We start from the raw sequence: 20,974 nt of genomic DNA on the forward strand, positions 1-20,974 counted from the left end.
CACAGCAAAGAATCGCTTACTGCAGCACGGAGATATCCGCCACCTGCAGGAACAGCTCGCGCAGTTTGCTCAGCAGCGTCAGACGGTTAACGCGCACTTCCGCATCGTCCGCCATCACCATCACGTTGTCGAAGAACGCATCCACCGGCTCACGCAGCGCGGCCAGTTCCACCAGCGCTTCCTGGTAGTTGCCCGCCGCGAAATACGGCTGCAGCTTGTCGCGCAGCACCACCAGGTGAGTCGCCAGCTGGATCTCCGCCGCATCCTTCAGCACCGAGGCGCGCACGCTGTCGTTCAGCGTTTCGCTAGACTTGGCCAGAATGTTGGAGACGCGTTTGTTGGCCGCAGCCAATGCCGCCGCCTCGTCCAGCGTACGGAAATGGGATACCGCCTTGACGCGCGCGTCGAAGTCGGCCGGTTTGGTCGGACGGCGCGCCAGCACCGCCTGAATGGTATCGACCGCGTGGCCTTCTTCCTGATACCAGGCGCGGAAACGACCCAGCATGAATTCCACCACGTCGTCGACCACCTTGGCATTGGTCAACTTGCTGCCGTACAGGCGCACGGCCTCTTCGGTCAGAGTCTGCAGATCCAATGGCAGGTTTTTCTCGACGATGATGCGCAACACGCCCAGCGCGGCGCGGCGCAGCGCGAACGGGTCTTTATCGCCCTTCGGATGCTGCCCGATGCCGAAGATGCCGGCCAGGGTGTCCATCTTGTCGGCGATCGCCAGCGAGCAGGCCACCAGCGACTGCGGCAGCGCATCACCGGCGTAGCGCGGCTGATACTGCTCGTTCAGCGCAACGGCGACGTCTTCCGCCTCACCGTCGTGGCGCGCATAGTGCATGCCCATCACGCCCTGGGTGTCGGTGAATTCGAACACCATGTTGGTCATCAGGTCACACTTCGACAACAGGCCAGCACGGGTGGCGTGGTTGACGTCGGCGCCAATCTGGCCGGCAACCCAGCCCGCCAGCGCCTGGATGCGATCGGTTTTGTCGCGCAGGGTGCCCAGCTGCTGTTGGAACAGCACGGTTTCCAGGCGCGGCAGGTTGTCTTCCAGACGTTTTTTGCGGTCGGTGTTGAAGAAGAACTCGGCGTCGGCCAAACGCGGACGCACCACCTTCTCGTTGCCGGAGATGATCTGCTGCGGGTCTTTCGACTCGATGTTGGCCACGAAGATAAAGTTAGGCAGCAGTTTGCCCGCGGCGTCGTACACCGGGAAATACTTCTGGTCGCCCTTCATGGTGTACACCAGCGCTTCCGCCGGCACCGCCAGGAATTTCTCTTCGAATTTGGCGGTCAGCACCACCGGCCATTCCACCAGCGAGGCCACTTCTTCCAGCAGGCTGTCGCTCAGATCGGCCTTGCCGCCGATCTTCTGCGCCGCCAGTTCGGCGTCGCGTTTGATAAGGGCTTTGCGCGCTTCGTAGTCAGCGACCACTTTGCCGCGCTCCAGCAGGATCTGCGGATATTGGTCGGCATTGTCGAGGGTGAACTCGGCTTCGCCCATGAAGCGGTGGCCGCGCACGGTGCGCGCGGATTCGATGCCCAGCACGGTGCCCGGGATCAGATCGGCGCCCAGCAGCATCGTGACGGTGTGCACCGGACGCACGAACTGCACGTCGGAATCGCCCCAGCGCATCAGTTTCGGGATCGGCAGCTTGCCGAGCGCGGTGCTGACCATGCCGGCCAGCAGTTGTTGCGCCGACTGGCCTTTGACATGGGCGCGGTACATCAACCACTCGCCCTTGTCGGTCACCAGGCGCTCCGCCTGATCGACGGTGATGCCGCAGCCGCGCGCCCAGCCTTCGGCCGCTTTGCTCGGTTTGCCTTCGGCGTCGAACGCCTGAGCGATCGCCGGGCCGCGTTTTTCAATTTCGCGATCGGCCTGCGCCGCGCTCAGGTTGGCCACTTTCAGCGCCAGACGGCGCGGTGCGGCGAACCAGCTCACGTCACCGTGTTCCAGGCCGGCGTTGTCCAGCTCGGCGGTGAAGTTGGCGGCGAAAGATTCCGCCAGGGAACGAAGAGCCTTCGGCGGCAGCTCTTCCGTGCCGATTTCCACCAGGAAAGTCTGTTGAGTCATGGCTGCCTCTTAGTTCTCGTTCTTCTTGTTGCACATCGGGAAGCCCAGCGCTTCGCGGGAAGCGTAGTAGGCTTCGGCAACGGCTTTGGTCAGCGTGCGGATGCGCAGAATGTAGCGTTGACGCTCGGTCACCGAAATCGCCTTGCGCGCGTCCAGCAGGTTGAAGGTATGGCCCGCCTTCAGGATGCGTTCGTAGGCCGGCAGCGGCAGCGGTTTTTCCAGCGCCAGCAGCGATTGGGCTTCTTTCTCGTACTGCTCGAAGCAGGAGAACAGGAAGTCGACGTCGGCGTATTCGAAGTTGTAGGTGGACTGCTCCACTTCGTTCTGATGGAACACGTCGCCGTAGGTGGTGACGCCCAGCGGGCCGTTGCTCCACACCAGATCGTACACGCTGTCCACGCCCTGGATGTACATCGCCAGACGCTCCAGGCCATAGGTGATCTCGCCGGTCACCGGCTTGCACTCCAGGCCGCCGACCTGCTGGAAGTAGGTGAACTGCGTCACTTCCATGCCGTTCAGCCACACTTCCCAACCCAGGCCCCAGGCGCCGAGCGTCGGGTTTTCCCAGTTGTCTTCCACGAAGCGGATGTCGTGGATAGTCGGATCCAGACCCAGCTCTTTCAGCGAGCCCAGGTAGAGTTCCTGAATGTTGTCCGGCGATGGCTTAATCACCACCTGGAACTGATAGTAGTGCTGCAGACGGTTCGGGTTTTCGCCGTAGCGGCCGTCGGTCGGGCGACGGGATGGCTGCACATAAGCGGCGGCCATCGGCTCCGGCCCCAGTGCGCGCAGGCACGTCATCGGGTGTGAGGTTCCCGCGCCGACTTCCATGTCCAATGGTTGAACGATGGTGCAGCCCTGGCGCGCCCAATAATCCTGCAGTGTCAGGATCAGGCCCTGGAAGGTCTTGGTATCAAACTTTTGCATGTTGAATTCGCACGCGATACAAGTGGATTTATATGGAATGCGCCAGTATACCCTTTGACCGTAAGATATACAGCCAGAATCCGGCAACAAGTGCGAATCGGGGCAAGAAGCGCTGGATTTTCACCCGTCGGCCAAGAAAACCGTCGGCAGCATCGGCGCCGCAGAAGGCGAGGTACCGCACCGCTTTCGCAGGCTCGGGTATCGGCTGGCTTTAGAGAAACGCCGATTCATCCCCCGCATGCTTCCACTACCGGCAGCTTGAGGCTTCTTCGACAAACAACAGGCGTGTTGAACAATATTCAAATAAGTGAATGGAATGAAAAAAAACATAACTCAGTGTTATATATTTACTTTATTCTTACCGACGCGGCATCGACTGAAATTTACTTGCCATAGTGACTCTGGTAGTATAACAAGAACAAATAACAGCCGCAGCTAAAAAGCCATTTAAGTCGCTTAGGAAAAAGATTGAAAATGATAGAGCTCTTTGACGTAGACTATAATTTGCTGCCAGATAACAGATCGAAAGAACTATTCTCTTTAAGAAAAAAAACGTTTAAAGACCGTTTAGACTGGCTCGTTAATTGCGAAAATAACATGGAGTTTGACGAATACGACAACCGTCACGCCACCTATATTTTCGGCACCTACCAAGATCACGTCATTTGCAGCTTGCGATTTATCGAAACGAAATACCCAAACATGATCAGCGATGGCGTATTCGACAATTACTTTAACGATATAAAACTCCCCGAAGGGAATTACGTTGAAGCCAGCAGATTATTTATAGACAAGGCGCGCATTCAAGCACTTCAACTCCATCAAGCGCCAATTAGCACCATGCTTTTCCTGTCGATGATAAACTATGCAAGAAGCTGCGGCTACGAAGGCATATACGCCATTATCAGTCACCCGATGCGCATTATTTTCCAACGCTCCGGCTGGCATATCTCGGTGGTAAAAACCGGATGCTCCGAAAAGAATAAAAATATTTATCTGATCTATCTGCCGATAGACGATGTCAACCGGAACAGATTGCTGGCGCGCATCAACCAACACGCCACAAAGTGGGATAACCCGTTGGATTCCTGGCCATTATCCTTCCGAGTCAGCGAGAAGCGGCCGGATGAGCTGCAGCTCCACACCTAACCTGATGGCATGTTTGGCATTGGTGACGCCAAGCTTTTTGACGGCGTTGCCGATGTGATATTTTACGGTGGTGAGTTTTATTCCCAGGATAAGGGCAATTTCTTGATAGGATTTACCTAAGCTCGCCCAGTAGATGATCTCATTTTCACGCTTGGAGAAAAACTCCCGCTGGTTCATTTTTTCAAAGTCAGCAGGCGTGCTCATTTCCTGGTAGAGCGCCGTCATTTTTCCGTGCATGGTAATCAGCAGCATTTGAATTTCGGCCTTATTATTGTCAATCTGCTGTTCAACATCCGCATCACAATGCTTATCCAACATAATGGATAACACCACCAGATTATGATGATGATCGTGCAAGACGAAAGTATACCCATTAATAATATTGTAGTTCTTGGCCATATCAAAAATCTTTGGCAATTTTAATCCTGCGCCAATTTCCAAATCTTTATCCCAGGTAAACGGGGTGATTCTATGCGATGCGGTAATCAAAACGGGATCAATAAACTGATAGTTATTTTTGATATAAAACTCGAACCACTCCGTTCTATTGGAAATGATTGAAAAGCTAGTCGGATTTCTTTTATTCATTATAGCATAGGCATATTTTATATTATTGTATTTGCTCAGCCCGCGTTCCAACTCTTCTTTTATAGAGGCATTAATGGTTTCATTATTGAAAAAAAAGTTAGACACTCACCAATCCTCTTCAAGAAATAACATCACTATAAAACTGAGAAGAGTATAACCCGGTTGCGCCGCCAAGTAAATTAAACCGACAGGCATAATAGGAAGCGTTAATAATCAACAGGCGTTTTAAAGAGTCAATTAAAATAATTTCGGAGGGGAAATTAATTTAATCGAGAAATAAGCGCGTCGCTGAAGAAGGGGCGGCAGAGGGCATTATCCGGCAAAGAAACACAAAGAAAACAAAATCATAACAACTCGGCATCATGACATGCATCTGACAAAAGCGTTCTGTCGCGTTGAAGATGAGAGGGGCCAGACAGGCAGGCGAAAACGCCCCGCATCCGATGATGAAGGGAAAAAGCCATTGACAGTGAAGATTTGGATATACAATAATAACCAAAATTTTCCCTGGTGTTGGCCAAGTGGCTACCTGATCCTTTATAGGATCAGTTTTTTTTTGTAGCGCTGTATTTTATCGTTATGCAATAACGATAAGAACTTTCAGCGATAAATGATAGTTGTACTAAAGTACAGTCTCATCCGCCCACATCGCCTCGCCATCTCGCCGTCACAGGCTCTATCCTCTCCCAAGAGTTCTCAGAAGCGCGCGCTGACGCCGACGTTATACATAAACTGCTCGCCGCTGCTCAGGCCGCCGGTTTGCGAGACGGTGGCGAAGGCCGACACTCTATCCGTCAACGGCATGTTGGCCCCCAGCGTGACATCCACCCAGTTTTTGTCCTGACCCGCACTGTCGCGAGTAAATGAGGTTTGCGTCGATTTCAGGCCGCCGCCGGCGCGGTAGACGTCATCGCCGAACTGATGCTGATAACTCACTTCCGCATAGGGGTTAAACACGCCGAATTGCGTATCCAACCGCCAGCCCAACGCGCCGATCTGCGAATGATAGGTTTGATCGTTGAAGCGCATGGCGGTGCTGTCATCACCGTCTTCGCTGTAGCCGGACACATGGCTGTAATCCCAGGCGAACTGCGCCACCGGCCCGGTGGTGAGGTAAGCAGCGATAGGGAAGTCATAGCCGGCGGTCACGCGCGCGCCCCACTGCTTGCCGGAGGTCGAACCGGTTTCGGTGCGCGTCAGCGGCCCCAACCGCATGCTGCGGCGGATGTCGTCATAATCCATCGTCGCATAGTGCAGATCGGCATTGACCCATCCCTGCTCGAATATGGCCAGCGAACTGAAGGCCGACAGCAGCACCCCACGCGCCTTGTAGTCATAGCGGCTGGAAGGATGCTGATCGTCGTTGGAACCGGCGATCAACGCACCGATCAACCAGCTGTCGGTCAGCTGATAGTCCACGCCGACGGTCAGGTTGTGGGTGGTGGCGTTGCCATCCCCCGCCGCCCGGTTATCGGCATAGTCATAGTGCTGGCCTGCGTAGCCGCCGAACACGCCCAGCGAGCCCTGCGGATTGTCGCCGTTGCGCAGCTGCTGGAAACGGCTGTCGAGCGTGGCGCGGCTGTCACGCGCCATCGCCGCCGTCGCCTGATTCAGCGCCACCACCTGCGCCGGGCCATCCAATACCGCCTGGATATAATCCGCAATCAGCAGGTGCGCCTGCGGGCTGGGGTGGAAATGGTCGGAGAACAGATAGGAGTGGCCGGCGTCGAAGCCAGGCATGTCGGAACGGCAAACCGCCGAGGAAACGCCCGCCGGACAAGCCATGCCGGCCGTGTTGGCGAAGCCGAACTGCGCCGGATTGGCGATCGCTTCGGCGAACAGCTTGTTCACGTCCACCCGCACGATATTGCCGCCCCCCTGCGCCAGCAAACGGTCTTCGCTTTGATTATAGAAATCGGTCAGCTGAGCGGCCTGCGCGCTCAGGCTGTCATACGCCGCCACAAGCTGGGCGGCGATCGCCTGCTGCACCTGAGGGATCGCGCTGCCCTGCTTCGCCGCGGCGGTCAACGCCGCGTGGATCGCCTGCGTGCGCGAAGCGTTGTCCGGGGTTGCCACCGAATTGAGCGTGGCATAGGCCGCCTGAATCGCCGCCCCCTGTACCGGCGGCAGCGCCTGCTGAATGATCAGTTCCATCAGCTGCGGCGTGGAGCCGATGTTCGGCACCGTCGGCACGATCACCGTGCCGGCGCCGGCGTTCAGCAGCGAATGCACCTGCGCGGCGGCGGCCGCGGCGCTGTTATAGGCCACGCCGGGCGCGGTAGCGGCGTTCAGCGCCGCCGCCGCCAAATCGTTACCGCCGATCCAGTGAATATACAAACCGTCGCCATCGGCCTGGCCGTTAACCCGATTCAGGTAGCGCTGCACCTGATCCTGAGTGTTGTCGACCGGGTTCAGGCCCGGCACCGCCACGGCGCCGCCGGCGGCGTAGTTTTCACCGCCGTTGTCCGAGGCCACCAGCGCCGCGCCGATGCGTTGCGCCAACGCTTCGTCGTACAGCAGGTGCTGACTGCCGTCATAGGTGAACCGGCCGTTGTTGCCGGTATCACTCAGGCTGTCGCCAAAGACGTAGAGTTGGTCATACGCCTGAACCGGAAGGGTCACACTGCAAAGTAACGCCACTGCAAGCGCCGCCGGGCGGGGCATGCATGTTATTTTTAGAGGCATGAATCGACTCCTGAGAGCCTGCAAATGAAGGCAATGTCGTTTTTATCGTTGGCCGGTTTTCCACCGGCCATGTAGTAACTATTGTCGGCTTTTTCGTCACGTCAAGCGGGGCTGCGGACAAAACAATCAGAGGCTTGCCAAGTTCACCGCTTCGAGCGATGATTACTGTTCATAAATACAGCACAAGGACATTCAGGATGGCAGAAGAACGTTGCGGTTGGGTGACGGCCGATCCGTTGTATCTCGAGTATCACGACAAGGAATGGGGCACGCCCACCACCGACGCGCGCGAGCTGTTTGAAATGCTGTGTCTGGAGGGACAACAGGCCGGTCTTTCCTGGATCACCGTGCTGAAAAAGCGCGAGAACTACCGCCGCGCCTTCCATGATTTCGATCCGCAGCGGGTCGCCGCCATGACCGAACAAGACGTGGAAAGGCTGCTGCAAGACAGCGGCATCATCCGTCACCGCGGCAAGATAGAAGCCATCATCACCAACGCCAAAGCCTATCTGGCGATGGAGGCGGCCGGCGAGAATTTCGTCACCTTCATATGGGACTTCGTCGGCGGCCGGCCCCAGCTCAACCGCTGGCAGGCGCTGAACCAGGTTCCGGCCAAAACCGAGCAGTCCGACGCCATGTCCAAGGCGTTGAAAAAGCGCGGCTTCAAGTTTATCGGCTCCACCATCTGTTACGCCTTCATGCAGGCCAGCGGGCTGGTGAACGATCATCTCACGGGGTGCATGTGCTACCCAAAGCCACGCTGATCCGCCCCTGTGGCCCGGCGGATATCGACCGGCTGATGGCGCTGTGGCTGCCCAGCACCATCGCCGCCCATCCGTTCGTGGCGGAAAAATACTGGCGTGAAAGCGCCGCACTGGTGCGGGAAAATTACCTGCCGCGCGCGCAGAGCTGGGCCTGCTGGCATGAAAACGAGATCGTCGGCTTTATCAGCGTGCTGGACGAACAGTTCATCGGCGCGCTGTTTGTCGATCGGGCGTATCACGGCCGCGGCGTAGCCCGGGCGCTGATGACGCACGTGCAGCAGCTCTACCGCCGGCTCAGCCTGGAGGTTTATCAGCAAAACCTGCGCGCCTGCGCGTTTTACCACAAGCACGGCTTTCAGGTGACGCAGCGCCTGTTTAACGACGAAACCCAGGCCTATACGCTGATCATGAACTGGCCGGCAATCGAGAATTCAACCGGTTACGGTTAAAAAAGGCGCATTCGCACCCTGGCAGCGCGCAATTAGGAATCCGCTGCATGGCGCCGCCCGGCGTTTTGTCGCATAACTCCCCCAGCACTTACCCGCGCTCATCATTTGTCACGTTTTTCTCCGGAACTGCCGGCGAGCCAACGCGTCATAGTAGCGCGGTGATGCGGGCCCCACCTGCGTCGCCTACTTTTTTGCGCCCCCGTGTTGGTCCGGCGCGTACAGATATTGATGCCATTAAGGACAAGAACATGAAAAAACGCATTGCAATTATTGCCGGCGCAGTGAGCGTCGCGCTCACGCTGTCGGCCTGTACCACCAACCCTTACACCGGCGAATCCGAAGTCGGCAAGTCCGGCATCGGCGCGGGCCTCGGGGCCGCACTGGGCGCCGGCGTCGGCGTACTGTCCTCTTCCAAGAAAGATCGCGGCAAGGGCGCGCTGATCGGCGCGGCGGCCGGTGCGGCGCTCGGCGGCGGCGCTGGCTATTACATGGACGTGCAGGAAGCCAAACTGCGCGACAAGATGAAAGGCACCGGCGTCAGCGTCACCCGTCAGGGCGACAACATCGTGCTGAACATGCCGAACAACGTGACCTTCGACAGCAGCAGCGCCACGCTGAAACCGGCGGGCGCCAACACCCTGACCGGCGTCGCTATGGTGCTGAAAGAGTATCCGAAAACCGCAGTCAACGTCATCGGCTACACCGACAGCACCGGTTCCCGTTCGCTCAACATGAACCTGTCGCAGCAGCGCGCCGATGGCGTAGCCAGCGCGCTGATCACCCAGGGCGTGGCGGCGAACCGTATCCGCACCGCCGGTGCCGGCCCGGACAACCCGATCGCGTCCAACAGCACCGCGGAAGGCAAGGCGCAAAACCGCCGCGTCGAGATCACCCTCAGCCCGCTGCAATAATCCCGCGCGGGGCGCCACCGGCGCCCCGCCGCTTCCCTGCGATTTTCTCCTTATCCTTCAACATTCCCGCCCGCACGCCGGGTATGGTAGTCTCCTTGGCAATTAACCGCAGGAGGGATCGGCTGTGAGCACTGTCAAGGCAACGCGCGCCTCAGGACGCGCCACCATCAGCGATGTAGCGAGCATCGCCAAAACCGGCAAGACCAGCGTGTCACGCTATCTGAATGGTGAACAGCACCTGCTTTCCGACGATCTCAAACAGCGCATCGAACAGGCGATCCAGCAGCTCGACTACCGCCCAAGCCAGATGGCGCGCAGCCTGAAGGGCGGCCAAACGCGCCTGATCGGCCTGATCCTCGCCGATATCACCAACCCCTATTCGGTGGACGTGATGCGCGGCATCGAGGCCGCCTGCCGCCAACACGGCTTTACCCTGCTGGTGTGCAACACCAACAACGAAGTCAATCAGGAACAGCACTACCTGCAGCTGCTCAGCAGTTACCGGGTGGAAGGCATCGTGGTCAACGCGGTCGGCATGCGCGAGGAAGCGTTATCCACGCTGCAACAGTCGATGCTGCCGATGGTGCTGATCGACCGCAAAATCCCCGACTTCGCCTGCGACGTAGTGGGCCTGAACAACCGCGAAGCCGCCACCGTCGCCACCGAGCACCTGCTGCAACAAGGCTTCGAAGCGATCCTGTTCCTCAGCGAACCGCTCGGTACGGTCAATACCCGCCTGGAACGCCTGCACGCCTTCAGGCATACCATGGCGCAGCACCCTGCGCTGCTGGCGGAGCAGGCCGAAACGCCGCTCAACGATCGGCAAAAACTGGAACAGGTGCTGAGCGATTTCAGCGGCCGTCATCGCGGCATGCGCAAGGCGGTGATCTCCGCCAACGGCGCCCTGACACTGCAGGTGGCGCGCGCCATGCGCCGGCTCGGCATCCAGTGGGGCAACGACATCGGCCTGCTGGGCTTCGACGAGCTGGAGTGGGCGGAACTGGCGGGCGTCGGCATCACTACGCTGAAACAACCCACCTACCAAATGGGGCACGCGGCGCTGGAGCGGCTGGTGCAGCGTATTCAGGGTCTGGCCGCCCCCAGCGGCGAGCAGATGTTCTCCGGCGAGCTGATCGTCCGCGGCTCCACCACCCGCTAACCCGCCTTCTCCGGGGCCTTAACCGCCCCGCCTTCATCGGCTGTTTTTTGCTCAGCTTCGTGATTGCGATCATATTTTTACACTCTGTCGCTTTCTACTGGAACCGGTTCCATTTAACGTACCGGTAACAGCAGCGGCGGCGACAATGCCGCCTCAGGAGTCAAAATGAAAACAGAAATCATCGTGGTCACCGGTGCCTACGGCGCCGATACCGTCAAACAACAGGGCGGCCAGCGCGCGCTGTTGCCCATCATCGCCGGCGCGGGCGCCGACGGGGTGGAGATCCGCCGCGAACTGTTCGCCGCCGGCGAACTGGACAGCCTGCCTGCGCTGGCCCAGGAGATAGAACGCCAGCAGCTGTTCGCCGTCTATTCCGCCCCTGAGGCGCTGTTCACTCCGCAACATACGCTGAATCCCAACCTGCCGGCGCTGCTGGCGGAAGCGCAGGCGCTGAACGCGCGCCAGCTGAAGCTCTCCCTCGGCCATTTCCGCCCCGGCTTCGATTTTACCGAGCTGAAAGTGGCGCTGGAGCAACATCCGGTCAAACTGGTGGTCGAGAACGACCAAACGCCGGACTGCGGCATTTTGTCGATGCTGAACGCCTTTTTCCATGCAGCGGAAGATAGCCACCTGCCGGTCAGCATGACCTTCGATATGGCCAACTGGCTGTGGGTGGGGCAAGACGCCTTCGCCGCCGCCGAGCGCCTGGCCCGCCACGTCGGTTACGTGCACGTCAAGGCCGCCACGCAAGGTCCGCGCGGCTGGCGCGCCATTGCGCTGGACGAGACCGACGGCAGCTGGCGCGATCTGCTGGCCCGCCTGCCGCACGATGCGCCGCGCGGCATCGAATTCCCGTTGCAGGGTGATGACCTGGAAGCCGTCACCCGCCATTACGTCAATATTTTGCGTGCGGAGTAACCCCATGATGACAACGTTAACGGCAACGACGGCGCAGCAGGCGCCCCTGGATGTGGTCACGCTGGGTGAAGCCATGGCGATGTTCGTGGCGGCGCAGACCGGCGATTTGGCGGAGGTGGAAACCTTCACCAAACGCATCGCCGGCGCCGAACTGAACGTGGCGATCGGCCTGGCCCGTCTGGGCATGAACGTCGGCTGGGTCAGCCGCGTCGGCAACGACTCGTTTGGCCGCTTCACCCTGCAGCAGCTGAAAAAAGAAGGCATCAACTACCGGCAGGTGACGGTCGACGGCCACTATCCGACCGGTTTTCAGGTGAAATCCAAGACTACCGATGGTACCGATCCCAGCGTGGAATATTTCCGCAAGGGCTCGGCGGCCAGCCACCTGTCGATTGCCGATTTTAACCGCGAGTATTTCGGTTCCGCGCGTCACCTGCACCTGAGCGGCGTGGCGGCGGCGCTGTCCGGCGAATCGCTGGCGCTGTGCCACCATGCGGCGCGCGAGATGCGCGCCATGGGCAAAACCATTTCGTTCGACCCCAATCTGCGCCCGGTGCTGTGGCCCAGCCGCGAGGTGATGGTCGAGCAGCTGAACCAGCTGGCGTTCGCCGCCGACTGGGTGCTGCCGGGGTTGAAAGAGGGGCAGATCCTCACCGGCCAATCGACGCCGGAAGGCATCGCCGATTTCTATCTGGAACGCGGCGTGCAGGCGGTGATCATCAAAACCGGCCCGGACGGCGCCTGGTTTAAAACCGCCGCCGGCGATAAAGCGGCGGTGGCCGCAGTCAAGGTCGACAACGTGGTGGATACCGTGGGGGCGGGTGATGGCTTTGCCGTCGGCACCCTCAGCGCCCTGCTGGAAGGCAAAACGCTGGTACAGGCGGTGCAGCGCGGCAACAAAATCGGCTCGCTGGCGATCCAGGCCATCGGCGACAGCGAAGGCCTGCCGACCCGCGCGGCGCTGGCCGAATAACAATAAAAAAACGACTTCTCCGCATGACGTCAGCCTCTGGCCCTACAACCGGGACGCGTCGGGAGAGCATCTGCCCCTTCGTCTTTCATGCCCAACGGGCTGGGCGAAGGGGATGCAACACCACTGAAGGATACTGAACATGAACAAAGCGACTGTCGCGGCCAAACGCTGGTGGTACATCATGCCCATCGTGTTTATCACCTACAGCCTGGCCTATCTCGATCGCGCCAACTTCAGCTTCGCCTCCGCCGCCGGCATCAATGAGGATCTCGGCATCACCAAGGGCATGGCCTCGCTGCTGGGCGCGCTGTTTTTCCTCGGTTATTTCTTCTTCCAAATTCCCGGCGCCATCTACGCCGAGCGCCGCAGCGTCAAAAAACTGATCTTCTGGTGCCTGATCCTGTGGGGCGGCTGCGCCTCGCTGACCGGCGTGGTGAGCAATATCCCGATGTTGGCCGCCATCCGCTTTATCCTCGGCGTGGTGGAAGCGGCGGTGATGCCGGCAATGCTGATCTACATCAGCAACTGGTTCACCAAATCGGAGCGTTCACGCGCCAATACCTTCCTGATCCTCGGCAACCCGGTAACGGTGCTGTGGATGTCGGTGGTGTCCGGTTACCTGATCCACGCCTTCGGCTGGCGCGAAATGTTCATCATCGAGGGCATTCCGGCGGTCATCTGGGCGTTCTGCTGGTGGGTGCTGGCGAAAGACAAACCGGCGCAGGCCGGCTGGTTGAGCGCCGATGAGAAACAGGCGCTGCAACAGCAGCTGGACGAAGAACAGAAAGGCATCAAGGCCGTGCGCAACTACGGCGAAGCCTTCCGTTCGCGCAACGTGATCCTGCTGTGCGTGCAGTACTTCGCCTGGAGCATCGGCGTATACGGCTTCGTGCTGTGGCTGCCTTCCATCCTGCGCAGCGGCATGCAGATGGGCATGGTGGAAGCCGGCTGGCTGTCGGCGGTGCCTTACCTGGCGGCGACCATCGCCATGATCGTGGTCTCCTGGGCGTCGGACAAAATGCAAAACCGCAAGCTGTTTGTCTGGCCGCTGCTGCTGATCGGCGCGCTGGCGTTCTTCGGCTCTTACGCCGTCGGCACCAACCATTTCTGGATCTCTTACGGCCTGCTGGTGGTCGCCGGCGCCGCGATGTACGCCCCTTATGGGCCGTTCTTCGCCATCATTCCGGAAATGCTGCCGAAAAACGTCGCCGGCGGCGCCATGGCGCTGATCAACAGCATGGGCGCGCTGGGTTCGTTCTTCGGTTCCTGGTTCGTCGGTTACCTGAACGGCGCCACCGGCAGCCCGGCGGCTTCCTACATGTTTATGGCCATCGCACTGGTGGTGGCGGTGGTGTTGACGCTGATCGTCAAGCCCGCCCGCAACGAGATCCAGCCGCAGATGGCTTGATCCGGTTATACTTTTTCTCTGTCAATCAACCCGAGGGGGCGCCAGGCCCCCTTTGGCCCAGCTGGAGTTCGTGATGAAACCTTCTATCGTATTGTACAAAAGCCTGCCCGCCGACCTGCGTGAACGTCTGGAACAACACTTCACCGTACACGCGTTCAACGGCCTGCAGCCGGAGAACCGTGAGGAACTGCGCCAGGCGTTGCAGCAGGCCGAAGGGATCATCGGTTCCGGCGGCAAAATTGACGAAGCCTTCCTGCAGCAGGCGCCCAAACTGCGCGCGGCTTCGACCGTTTCCGTCGGCTACGACAACTTCGACGTCGAGGCGCTCAACGCCCATAACGTGCTGTTGATGCACACCCCGACGGTGCTGACCGAAACCGTCGCCGACACCATCATGAGCCTGGTGCTGGCGACGGCGCGCCGGGTGGTGGAAGTGGCGGAACGGGTCAAGGCCGGCGAATGGCGCGGCAGCATCGGGCCGGACTGGTTCGGCGTCGACGTGCACCACAAAACCATCGGCATCCTCGGCATGGGCCGCATCGGCCTGGCGCTGGCGCAGCGCGCGCACTTCGGCTTCGGCATGCCGGTGCTGTACAACGCCCGCCGCACGCACGAAGAGGCGGAGCAACGCTTCAACGCCCGCCGCTGCGATCTGGATACCCTGCTGGCCGAGTCGGATTTCGTTTGCATCACGCTGCCGCTGACCGAACAAACTTTCCATCTGATCGGCCGCGATCAGCTGGCGAAGATGAAGAAAAGCGGCATTCTGATCAACGCCGGCCGCGGGCCGGTGGTGGATGAGCAGGCGCTGATCGAAGCGCTGCAAAACGGCGTGATCCACGCCGCGGGGTTGGATGTGTTCGAGAAGGAACCGCTGCCGGCCGACTCGCCGCTGCTCAGCATGCCGAACGTAGTGGCGTTGCCGCACATCGGCTCCGCCACCCATGAAACGCGCTACGGCATGGCCGCCTGCGCGGTGGATAACTTGATCGCGGCATTGACCGGCACGGTGAAAGAAAACTGCGTCAACCCGCAGCTGTTGCAGAAATAACTCAGCGCGGCCGGCGATCTGCGGATCGCCGGCCTCGCCGCTTTTTGCGGCTGTCGACGGAGTATTTTCACTCCGTCAAACTCACGGGCTTCCCCCTTATCTTGCTGACGACAAATTTGCCCACGTCGTCATTGGCGATCAGCATGACCAGCAGCAGCATCACCAACACCGCCAGTTTCATATGGCTGTAGGCTATCGACGGGTCAAAAGCCTCCAGCAACAGCGTAATGCAGGGTGAAACATTCACAATAATGTTGGTGGTCAAGGCGCTGGTGAGTTCAATACCCTTTTGCAGCATCCATAGCGGCAATATATTCCCTAATATGACGATGATCGGCAGGTACATCCAGAAGCTGGATTGCGTCGTTGCCAATACGCCTTCGCTCGGCAACATCAGCGCGCAAACGCCAATGAGCAAGGGAAATCTGAACGACTGAATATTGACGGCGTTAAACGCTTGTTTGGACAATGATTTTGCAATATAGGTGCCGACAGCCATACAGGTTGAGGTGACGAGACACACTAAGCCAAGCGCCAGAACAAATAGGGTGTTTGAATCGAAGGGGTTAAAACGCTGCCCTTTCACGGCCAATATCATCAGCACGGCGACAATAAAAGCCAGCATCACGGCTATAACGATGTTTTTTACACCCACCGAATTTCGGTTATAAATCTCAATGAAAACAGAAATGATCGGGCTCAGTCCAAAAAGCATGGCCACCAGAATGGAGGGCTCCGTCCATTTCAACCCAACGAAAAGCCCAACCCAAGCTCCCAGCGTAGAGATATTCAATAATAGAATTAACTTCCAGGCGTTGAGGCAAGCTCGCAGCTTGACGGGGAAAAACAGCACGGAGATCACAAAGAAACCGAGCCAGGTCAAGGTGAAAGTCCAAAACAATAATACGAACAGATCGATGCTCTGCAACAAACCTGAGAGAAAAACATCTATGGCCGCACCCAGGATGCAATATCCAAGAATGTACGTTGGGCCGGACGCCTTGATTTTAGTGTTCATAGACTTCAAACATGCCCTTACTTTCAAGGCCAACGATATATTGATAGTCGGCATTGAGCTGATCGGCGCAACGGTGGCTTAACGCAATCCAGCCCGGAGAGCTGTAAACGTCCGTCGTGAGTTTTATTTCCTGATCAACATCCGGCAGATTTGATTTCTTGTAGGATGGCAAACCGGCGATGGTATCGACATGCTTAACGGCCTTGATAGTGCCAGCGCTAAAAGATATCAGCTCTTTAATTTTTAAATAGTTTAACGGTTTATATTCCTCTGCGACCGCTTCCAGGAATGCCTCGGTTGAACACACGCTCAGTACCAGTTCGTCAATCTGCGTGCGCTTCAACGCCAGGGATGACAACGCCGGAAAACCCGCGCCGTGCGGTCTGGCCCCGGTTTCAATTAGCGTCCAACCGTCTTTGGTTAAAAACAGTTCCGAGTGCGCTGCGCCAAACGTGATCCCTAAAGCATCCAGACAGCTAAAGATGTAATCTTTGAGCTGAGCGTGATTCTGCGCATCGAAGGAGGTCAGTTCGGTGAACTCACAGATGGAATCGGCCCCGTTGTAACTGCCCTTGCCCATCTTCCATATCGCACAGATCTTGTGACGGCCTTGATAACTGACAGTATCGACGACGTACTCTTCCCCCTCAATAAAAGGCTGCAGAATAATGACTTCATTTTTTAAATTGAGCTGATTGCTTTTTTTGAACAAATCACCCGAATGAGCTTCAACTTCTTCAACCGTTTTGCAAACAAAAACGGAGTCCGTGCCTGCGCTGTCAACGGGTTTTAGCACCAGCTTCCGGTATTTTTTAAACAGCTCGGTCGCATATTGCGTGGCGTCTTTAAGGGTAGTTAACCGGTGCGTGGGGATATGATTGATCGCGCTATTTTTCAGGCACTCCTGCATCAGGTATTTATTCCTGCGAGAACGGCTCGTGCCGGTATCGTTACCGGGCAGGTCCAGAAGCTCAGCCAGATGATCTGCGAGTTCAATGCCTGTTTCACAGCCTGCAATCACCGCGATAACATCATACTCTTGCAATTGATTGAGGATCTCATCCCCCGTGTATTGCAAACTGATAAAGAAATCATCCCCTCTGTAGCTATTCAGCAGCTTCGCCGGGATATCTTCTCGACTTTGAATGTGCGCGCACCCGTATCCTTTTTTATTGAATTCCGGTGCCACATCATTTCCGGATGAGTAGGCGTCAACGAGGATGACGATTTTTTTCGTGTCTTTGATGTCCATGCAGCGGGTTACTCCGTACTATAATCAGGGCCGAATATTAACGTTCGATTGTCTTGGCGTCGAATTTACGCTCGACGCCCTTTTACTTTATGAAGGGAACGTGTCAGCAAATTTGTGAGAAGTCGGTGCGTTCAATACTTTTAGCCAGGCTTGTCATTTCGCGATATTTATCAGATTTATCACCACCCGGCTGATAGATTCTATACCGCCAATAACGCCAAAGAGATGTCAGGATGGCGGCGTATTCCGTATAGGTTTTCAACACCTTAATTTCGCGCGCTTCAAGCATTCTTATAGAATTATAACCCGCGATGATATGCTTCGCTTTTTCCGGCGACAGCGTCCCATTGATGCCGCAGGTGCCGACAATCGCCATGGCGATATCGAAAACGGAGTGATAAATACAGGTCAACTCAAAATCTATCATGCCGACGAACTGCTCGCCTTCAAACAGCATATTGTCGTAGAAAAGATCGGAGTGGATGACAGAGGTAGGCAAGCCGCTGATGCGTTCTACGGCAAGATGCCTGAGTCTGTCTTTGGCCCAGCGCTCATAATCCTGATCGATATTGGCATCGAGGGCATCCATGAACTTTTTCTGCTCATAGAAGACTGAGTCTGTTAAGAAATTAGGGACGGGGATCGTATGCAGTTTCGCCATGGCAACGCCGAGCTGCCTGAGCATATGTTCGTTGAAATCCCGGCGGACGGCGCCATCCATATAGGTTCTTAATAGAGAGTGCTTGCCCCTTAATATAATTGAATAGCTTTCTTGCCCTTTGGGTTTGACCAGCAAGGAGGTCTCATAATCATGTGCTTCCAGCCATACCAGCGTCTTCGCCATGATCTCAACATCATCACGGCTTTGCTCTTCAATAATGCTGAAAACACAGCGGCCGATATCCGTTTCGAGGCAGTAATTGGTATTGCCAGATCCCATCCCCAAGAAGGCGCTGCTTTTTACCGTCAGCCCATAAAGAGATTCTATGCGGTGAACTTCATCACTATTCAACGTTGAGCCTGTTTGCATTTCTAATTCCATATCATTCACTTGAGCGCTTGATGCAAATCTTCATACAAGTCATTAACGTCTTCGATGCCGACTGACATTCGTATTAATTGCCTCGTAATCCCTGATTTTTTCTGCTCCTGCTCGCTAAGACTTCTGAACGACGATGAGGCCTGATAAGGCGAGTTCAGCGTGGTCTCCAAATCCCCCAAACTGTTGGAAGGGACGATGAGATTTAACTTCTTCTGAAAACTTGTCGCGTCAAACCGCGGGGCGATTTCAAAGCTGACCATGCCGCCGAACCCCCTCATTTGTTCGCGGGCTACGCTATGATTATGATGACTCGGCAACCCCGGATAGAACACGTTCGTCACATTAGGGTGCTCATTTAAACGGCTGGCCAGTTCCATCGCGTTGCGGTTAATGGCATTCATTCGAATGGCCAACGTGCGCAAGCTTCGCTCAAGCAGATGACATGACTGCGCGTTCAGACACCCGCCAAAGTCATTCATATATTCGGCCATTGCAGCAATGGACTCTTCACTGCCGACAGCCACGCCGCCTGACACATCGCCGTGGCCGCCCAAAAACTTGGTGGCGCTGTGCAATACCAAATCGACGCCATATTCCAGAGGGTTTTGGTTGATAGGCGTCGCCACGGTGTTATCAATAATGGTGAACACCCCCCGACTCTTGGCGAATCGGGTCAATAGCTCAATGTTCAGGATTTTAAGCAATGGATTTGTCGGTGTTTCGATATATATCATTCGCGTATTCGAATTGACTAATGCGATGATGCTCTCTACTTCACAACTCTCCGAAACGCTGTATGTGATGCCTAATTTTGCAAAATGATTCTGTACAAACTTGAGCGCACCTGAATACACGCCGTTTTGTAAAACAATATGGTCACCGGCTTTTAAATGCGAAAGCATCGCCGTCGCGAAAGCCGCCATACCGGAACTGAATACCAGAGCGGCCTCACCACCGCTTTCCAATGCGCACATCTTCTCGGCAACGGCGCGTTGATTGGGTAAGTTACCATGTCTTGGATAGACATCTTCTGTCATATCAAGATGCTTGTGAGAACTCGCGGAGAATAGCGGAGAAAGAATGCCACCATGCATTTCGTCGATAATGGTTCCGCTGTGAACGGCAAGAGTTTCTTTTGCTAACACGGTTACTGCCTATTTTCGAGTATCAGGAAGTGGGGGGCATGCCTTGAATAAAGGATCCCCCCGTTCATGTGAGTCTTTATTACGATGGGTTATTTGGCACCGCGAACATCGGGGTGAAATCGATTAATATGACATCGCGGAAGCCCACCTTACCGTGCCCATCCACATGAACCGGTTTCACCTGGTGCCAGACTAGATCATCAACGATGCCGATGGAGTCCAGCGGTTTGAGCATCGCCTCATTACACAGGATGTTCGTCTTGGTGTTATCTGTAATGATGTTCTCACCGCCAGAAACACCATCACGATTGATCAAATGTATCCAGGTGCAAGGCTCGCCATCCTTATGAAGTCGATTCGGTACGGAAATCCCCGGCGCATCAACCGTCGCTTTCATTCTGATGAAGTGAATGCCGACCTCCATGGGAATCGTGGAAGCATACTCATGTAACGGGGAGTTTTTAAAATCATGCAGGACAAGCGACGTGATCAGATTATTTGACAAAATTTCGTTTGGAACAGGCTGAAACTTCCTTGCCTCCTCAACGACTTCATCATTAAATCCGACATCTTGTTTGTAACTGTAGGCGTGTTCGGAAGATTGAGGAATCAAGAGATTAAAGCAAGGTAAAAGCACATATTTACTGTGCTGCCGATAGCGCCCCGCATTTTCACCGTAGGGATCCAGAGCAAGCGTATCGAAATGCCGCTGAATAATACTTAAGTCTGATTTTTGCGCATCGGTAAGGTTAAAGTCATCCGAAGCCAATTTGCAATACCCTACATCTGTCATCATGGGGTATGCGCTCACACGGCACTCAAGTGTGTTCTCAAACTCTTTAATGTTACCACGAATCATCGTGCAATCTTCCTTTTTACTCTGATTGGAATAACGACATATTGATGTTCACCGCAATGCTCATGAACATTGAACAGCAAATGCTTCCCTGTTTTTCAAGTGAAGTAATTCATCTCACAAATAAAAGAGCTTGATTATTTATTCTTTAAACTTCCTGCACGCTAAAAAGTGCGAAAGAGACTTTTATAGATTTCTTTTCCACTTATTTATCGAAACCAGACTTGCGCTGTTTTTCATTGCTACCTGACCTCATCTCACTTGTGCGCGGTGAGCGAAAGTCTACGCTGCATACGGGTTTTCAAATGACGCCAGGTGAATCGGCGCGAAACCTTTATCCTCCAACCCTACCCGCCTAATGGGCTGCGATGCCTGGCGATGCGCATCTGCCGGACACAGAGCGCCCTACCCTGGCGTTACGCCGCTAAATGCTATTTGCGGCTCCCTCGCGGGTAGTATGATTAGTGTTTTTTATACAAAATAGCCAATTTTCAGCAACGGCAACGTACATGCCCCATGCCGGCCAGCAGGAGACACCGCTCATCAAACCGATTACTCTGTAGATAGACAGGGACGAAACTGGCAATCAACCC

Annotated in this window: 18 protein-coding genes; 9 read left to right on the top strand and 9 right to left on the bottom strand. The window is 56.1% G+C overall.

Translation table 11 applies throughout. The features are described 5' to 3' along the window. Window positions 1-16: 16 nt before the first annotated feature. Together glyS and glyQ are read right to left on the bottom strand one after the other, a co-directional pair. Window positions 17-2,086 carry a glycine--tRNA ligase subunit beta gene (gene glyS / locus HWW83_RS17735; protein WP_042783397.1) on the bottom strand — a complete coding sequence of 690 codons (2,070 nt, stop codon included), beginning with the start codon at window positions 2,084-2,086 and terminating at the stop codon, window positions 17-19. A gap of 9 nt (window positions 2,087-2,095) precedes the next feature. Further along, window positions 2,096-3,013, bottom strand: a complete 918-nt coding sequence (gene glyQ / locus HWW83_RS17740; protein WP_004933966.1) for a glycine--tRNA ligase subunit alpha — start codon at window positions 3,011-3,013, stop codon at window positions 2,096-2,098. Between the two features lie 474 nt (window positions 3,014-3,487). Between glyQ and HWW83_RS17745 the strand changes: the two genes are divergently transcribed. After that, a complete protein-coding gene (locus HWW83_RS17745) occupies window positions 3,488-4,162 on the top strand; it encodes an acyl-homoserine-lactone synthase (RefSeq protein WP_033645124.1) in 675 nt (224 codons plus the stop codon). On the opposite strand, the gene HWW83_RS17750 is transcribed toward HWW83_RS17745, so the two are convergent. Both HWW83_RS17750 and HWW83_RS17755 read right to left on the bottom strand, forming a co-directional pair. Beyond that, entirely contained in the window at window positions 4,109-4,855 is a 747-nt protein-coding gene (locus tag HWW83_RS17750) for a helix-turn-helix transcriptional regulator (protein ID WP_033645125.1), read from the bottom strand. The genes HWW83_RS17745 and HWW83_RS17750 overlap by 54 nt on opposite strands. Before the next feature lie 591 nt (window positions 4,856-5,446). After that, entirely contained in the window at window positions 5,447-7,435 is a 1,989-nt protein-coding gene (locus HWW83_RS17755; RefSeq protein ID WP_089195329.1) for an autotransporter outer membrane beta-barrel domain-containing protein, read from the bottom strand. Window positions 7,436-7,632: 197 nt separating this feature from the next. Between HWW83_RS17755 and HWW83_RS17760 the strand changes: the two genes are divergently transcribed. From HWW83_RS17760 to ghrB, 8 genes are all read left to right on the top strand, one after another. Then, window positions 7,633-8,199: a DNA-3-methyladenine glycosylase I gene (locus tag HWW83_RS17760; RefSeq protein ID WP_033652312.1), complete on the top strand. Its 567-nt coding sequence runs from the start codon at window positions 7,633-7,635 to the stop codon at window positions 8,197-8,199. Continuing rightward, complete coding sequence (locus HWW83_RS17765) at window positions 8,196-8,648, top strand: N-acetyltransferase (protein ID WP_169539925.1); 453 nt, start codon at window positions 8,196-8,198, stop codon at window positions 8,646-8,648. The genes HWW83_RS17760 and HWW83_RS17765 overlap by 4 nt, the downstream gene beginning before the upstream one ends. 248 nt (window positions 8,649-8,896) lie before the next feature. Beyond that, on the top strand, window positions 8,897-9,559 hold the full coding sequence (locus HWW83_RS17770; RefSeq protein ID WP_033645129.1) for an OmpA family lipoprotein: 663 nt from the start codon (window positions 8,897-8,899) through the stop codon (window positions 9,557-9,559). Window positions 9,560-9,683: 124 nt separating this feature from the next. Beyond that, window positions 9,684-10,718 (top strand): LacI family DNA-binding transcriptional regulator, encoded by a 1,035-nt coding sequence (locus tag HWW83_RS17775; protein WP_004933951.1) that lies wholly within the window; start codon window positions 9,684-9,686, stop codon window positions 10,716-10,718. Between the two features lie 165 nt (window positions 10,719-10,883). Then, complete coding sequence (locus tag HWW83_RS17780) at window positions 10,884-11,636, top strand: sugar phosphate isomerase/epimerase family protein (RefSeq protein ID WP_103101711.1); 753 nt, start codon at window positions 10,884-10,886, stop codon at window positions 11,634-11,636. 7 nt (window positions 11,637-11,643) lie between these two features. Continuing rightward, window positions 11,644-12,609 (top strand): sugar kinase, encoded by a 966-nt coding sequence (locus HWW83_RS17785; protein ID WP_176589465.1) that lies wholly within the window; start codon window positions 11,644-11,646, stop codon window positions 12,607-12,609. A 139-nt stretch (window positions 12,610-12,748) separates the two neighbouring features. Next, window positions 12,749-14,017, top strand: a complete 1,269-nt coding sequence (locus tag HWW83_RS17790; protein WP_033645131.1) for an MFS transporter — start codon at window positions 12,749-12,751, stop codon at window positions 14,015-14,017. Between the two features lie 73 nt (window positions 14,018-14,090). Beyond that, window positions 14,091-15,068 (top strand): glyoxylate/hydroxypyruvate reductase GhrB, encoded by a 978-nt coding sequence (gene ghrB / locus HWW83_RS17795; RefSeq protein WP_033645132.1) that lies wholly within the window; start codon window positions 14,091-14,093, stop codon window positions 15,066-15,068. Between the two features lie 67 nt (window positions 15,069-15,135). Here the strand turns inward: ghrB and HWW83_RS17800 are convergent, their stop codons facing one another. From HWW83_RS17800 to HWW83_RS17820, 5 genes are all read right to left on the bottom strand, one after another. Then, entirely contained in the window at window positions 15,136-16,086 is a 951-nt protein-coding gene (locus tag HWW83_RS17800) for a DMT family transporter (RefSeq protein WP_033652314.1), read from the bottom strand. Further along, window positions 16,076-17,338 (bottom strand): ATP-grasp domain-containing protein, encoded by a 1,263-nt coding sequence (locus HWW83_RS17805; RefSeq protein WP_033652315.1) that lies wholly within the window; start codon window positions 17,336-17,338, stop codon window positions 16,076-16,078. The genes HWW83_RS17800 and HWW83_RS17805 overlap by 11 nt, the downstream gene beginning before the upstream one ends. A gap of 103 nt (window positions 17,339-17,441) precedes the next feature. Continuing rightward, window positions 17,442-18,380, bottom strand: a complete 939-nt coding sequence (locus HWW83_RS17810; RefSeq protein ID WP_080273428.1) for a phosphotransferase — start codon at window positions 18,378-18,380, stop codon at window positions 17,442-17,444. A 5-nt stretch (window positions 18,381-18,385) separates the two neighbouring features. After that, window positions 18,386-19,525, bottom strand: coding sequence for a trans-sulfuration enzyme family protein (locus HWW83_RS17815; RefSeq protein ID WP_046687995.1), 1,140 nt, complete (start codon window positions 19,523-19,525; stop codon window positions 18,386-18,388). A gap of 79 nt (window positions 19,526-19,604) precedes the next feature. After that, window positions 19,605-20,384, bottom strand: a complete 780-nt coding sequence (locus tag HWW83_RS17820) for a 2OG-Fe dioxygenase family protein (protein ID WP_033645137.1) — start codon at window positions 20,382-20,384, stop codon at window positions 19,605-19,607. Window positions 20,385-20,974: the final 590 nt, after the last annotated feature.

Source organism: Serratia ureilytica, assembly GCF_013375155.1.
Taxonomy (GTDB): Bacteria; Pseudomonadota; Gammaproteobacteria; order Enterobacterales; family Enterobacteriaceae; genus Serratia; species Serratia ureilytica.

Excerpts from the sequence above, each read along its gene's own strand:
- glyS (WP_042783397.1), bottom strand. The coding sequence starts at position 2,086 with ATGACTCAACAGACTTTCCTGGTGGAAATCGGCACGGAAGAGCTGCCG.
- glyQ (WP_004933966.1), bottom strand. The coding sequence starts at position 3,013 with ATGCAAAAGTTTGATACCAAGACCTTCCAGGGCCTGATCCTGACACTG.
- HWW83_RS17745 (WP_033645124.1), top strand. The coding sequence starts at position 3,488 with ATGATAGAGCTCTTTGACGTAGACTATAATTTGCTGCCAGATAACAGA.
- HWW83_RS17755 (WP_089195329.1), bottom strand. The coding sequence starts at position 7,435 with ATGCCTCTAAAAATAACATGCATGCCCCGCCCGGCGGCGCTTGCAGTG.
- HWW83_RS17760 (WP_033652312.1), top strand. The coding sequence starts at position 7,633 with ATGGCAGAAGAACGTTGCGGTTGGGTGACGGCCGATCCGTTGTATCTC.
- HWW83_RS17770 (WP_033645129.1), top strand. The coding sequence starts at position 8,897 with ATGAAAAAACGCATTGCAATTATTGCCGGCGCAGTGAGCGTCGCGCTC.
- HWW83_RS17780 (WP_103101711.1), top strand. The coding sequence starts at position 10,884 with ATGAAAACAGAAATCATCGTGGTCACCGGTGCCTACGGCGCCGATACC.
- HWW83_RS17785 (WP_176589465.1), top strand. The coding sequence starts at position 11,644 with ATGACAACGTTAACGGCAACGACGGCGCAGCAGGCGCCCCTGGATGTG.
- HWW83_RS17790 (WP_033645131.1), top strand. The coding sequence starts at position 12,749 with ATGAACAAAGCGACTGTCGCGGCCAAACGCTGGTGGTACATCATGCCC.
- ghrB (WP_033645132.1), top strand. The coding sequence starts at position 14,091 with ATGAAACCTTCTATCGTATTGTACAAAAGCCTGCCCGCCGACCTGCGT.
- HWW83_RS17800 (WP_033652314.1), bottom strand. The coding sequence starts at position 16,086 with ATGAACACTAAAATCAAGGCGTCCGGCCCAACGTACATTCTTGGATAT.
- HWW83_RS17805 (WP_033652315.1), bottom strand. The coding sequence starts at position 17,338 with ATGGACATCAAAGACACGAAAAAAATCGTCATCCTCGTTGACGCCTAC.
- HWW83_RS17810 (WP_080273428.1), bottom strand. The coding sequence starts at position 18,380 with ATGGAATTAGAAATGCAAACAGGCTCAACGTTGAATAGTGATGAAGTT.
- HWW83_RS17820 (WP_033645137.1), bottom strand. The coding sequence starts at position 20,384 with ATGATTCGTGGTAACATTAAAGAGTTTGAGAACACACTTGAGTGCCGT.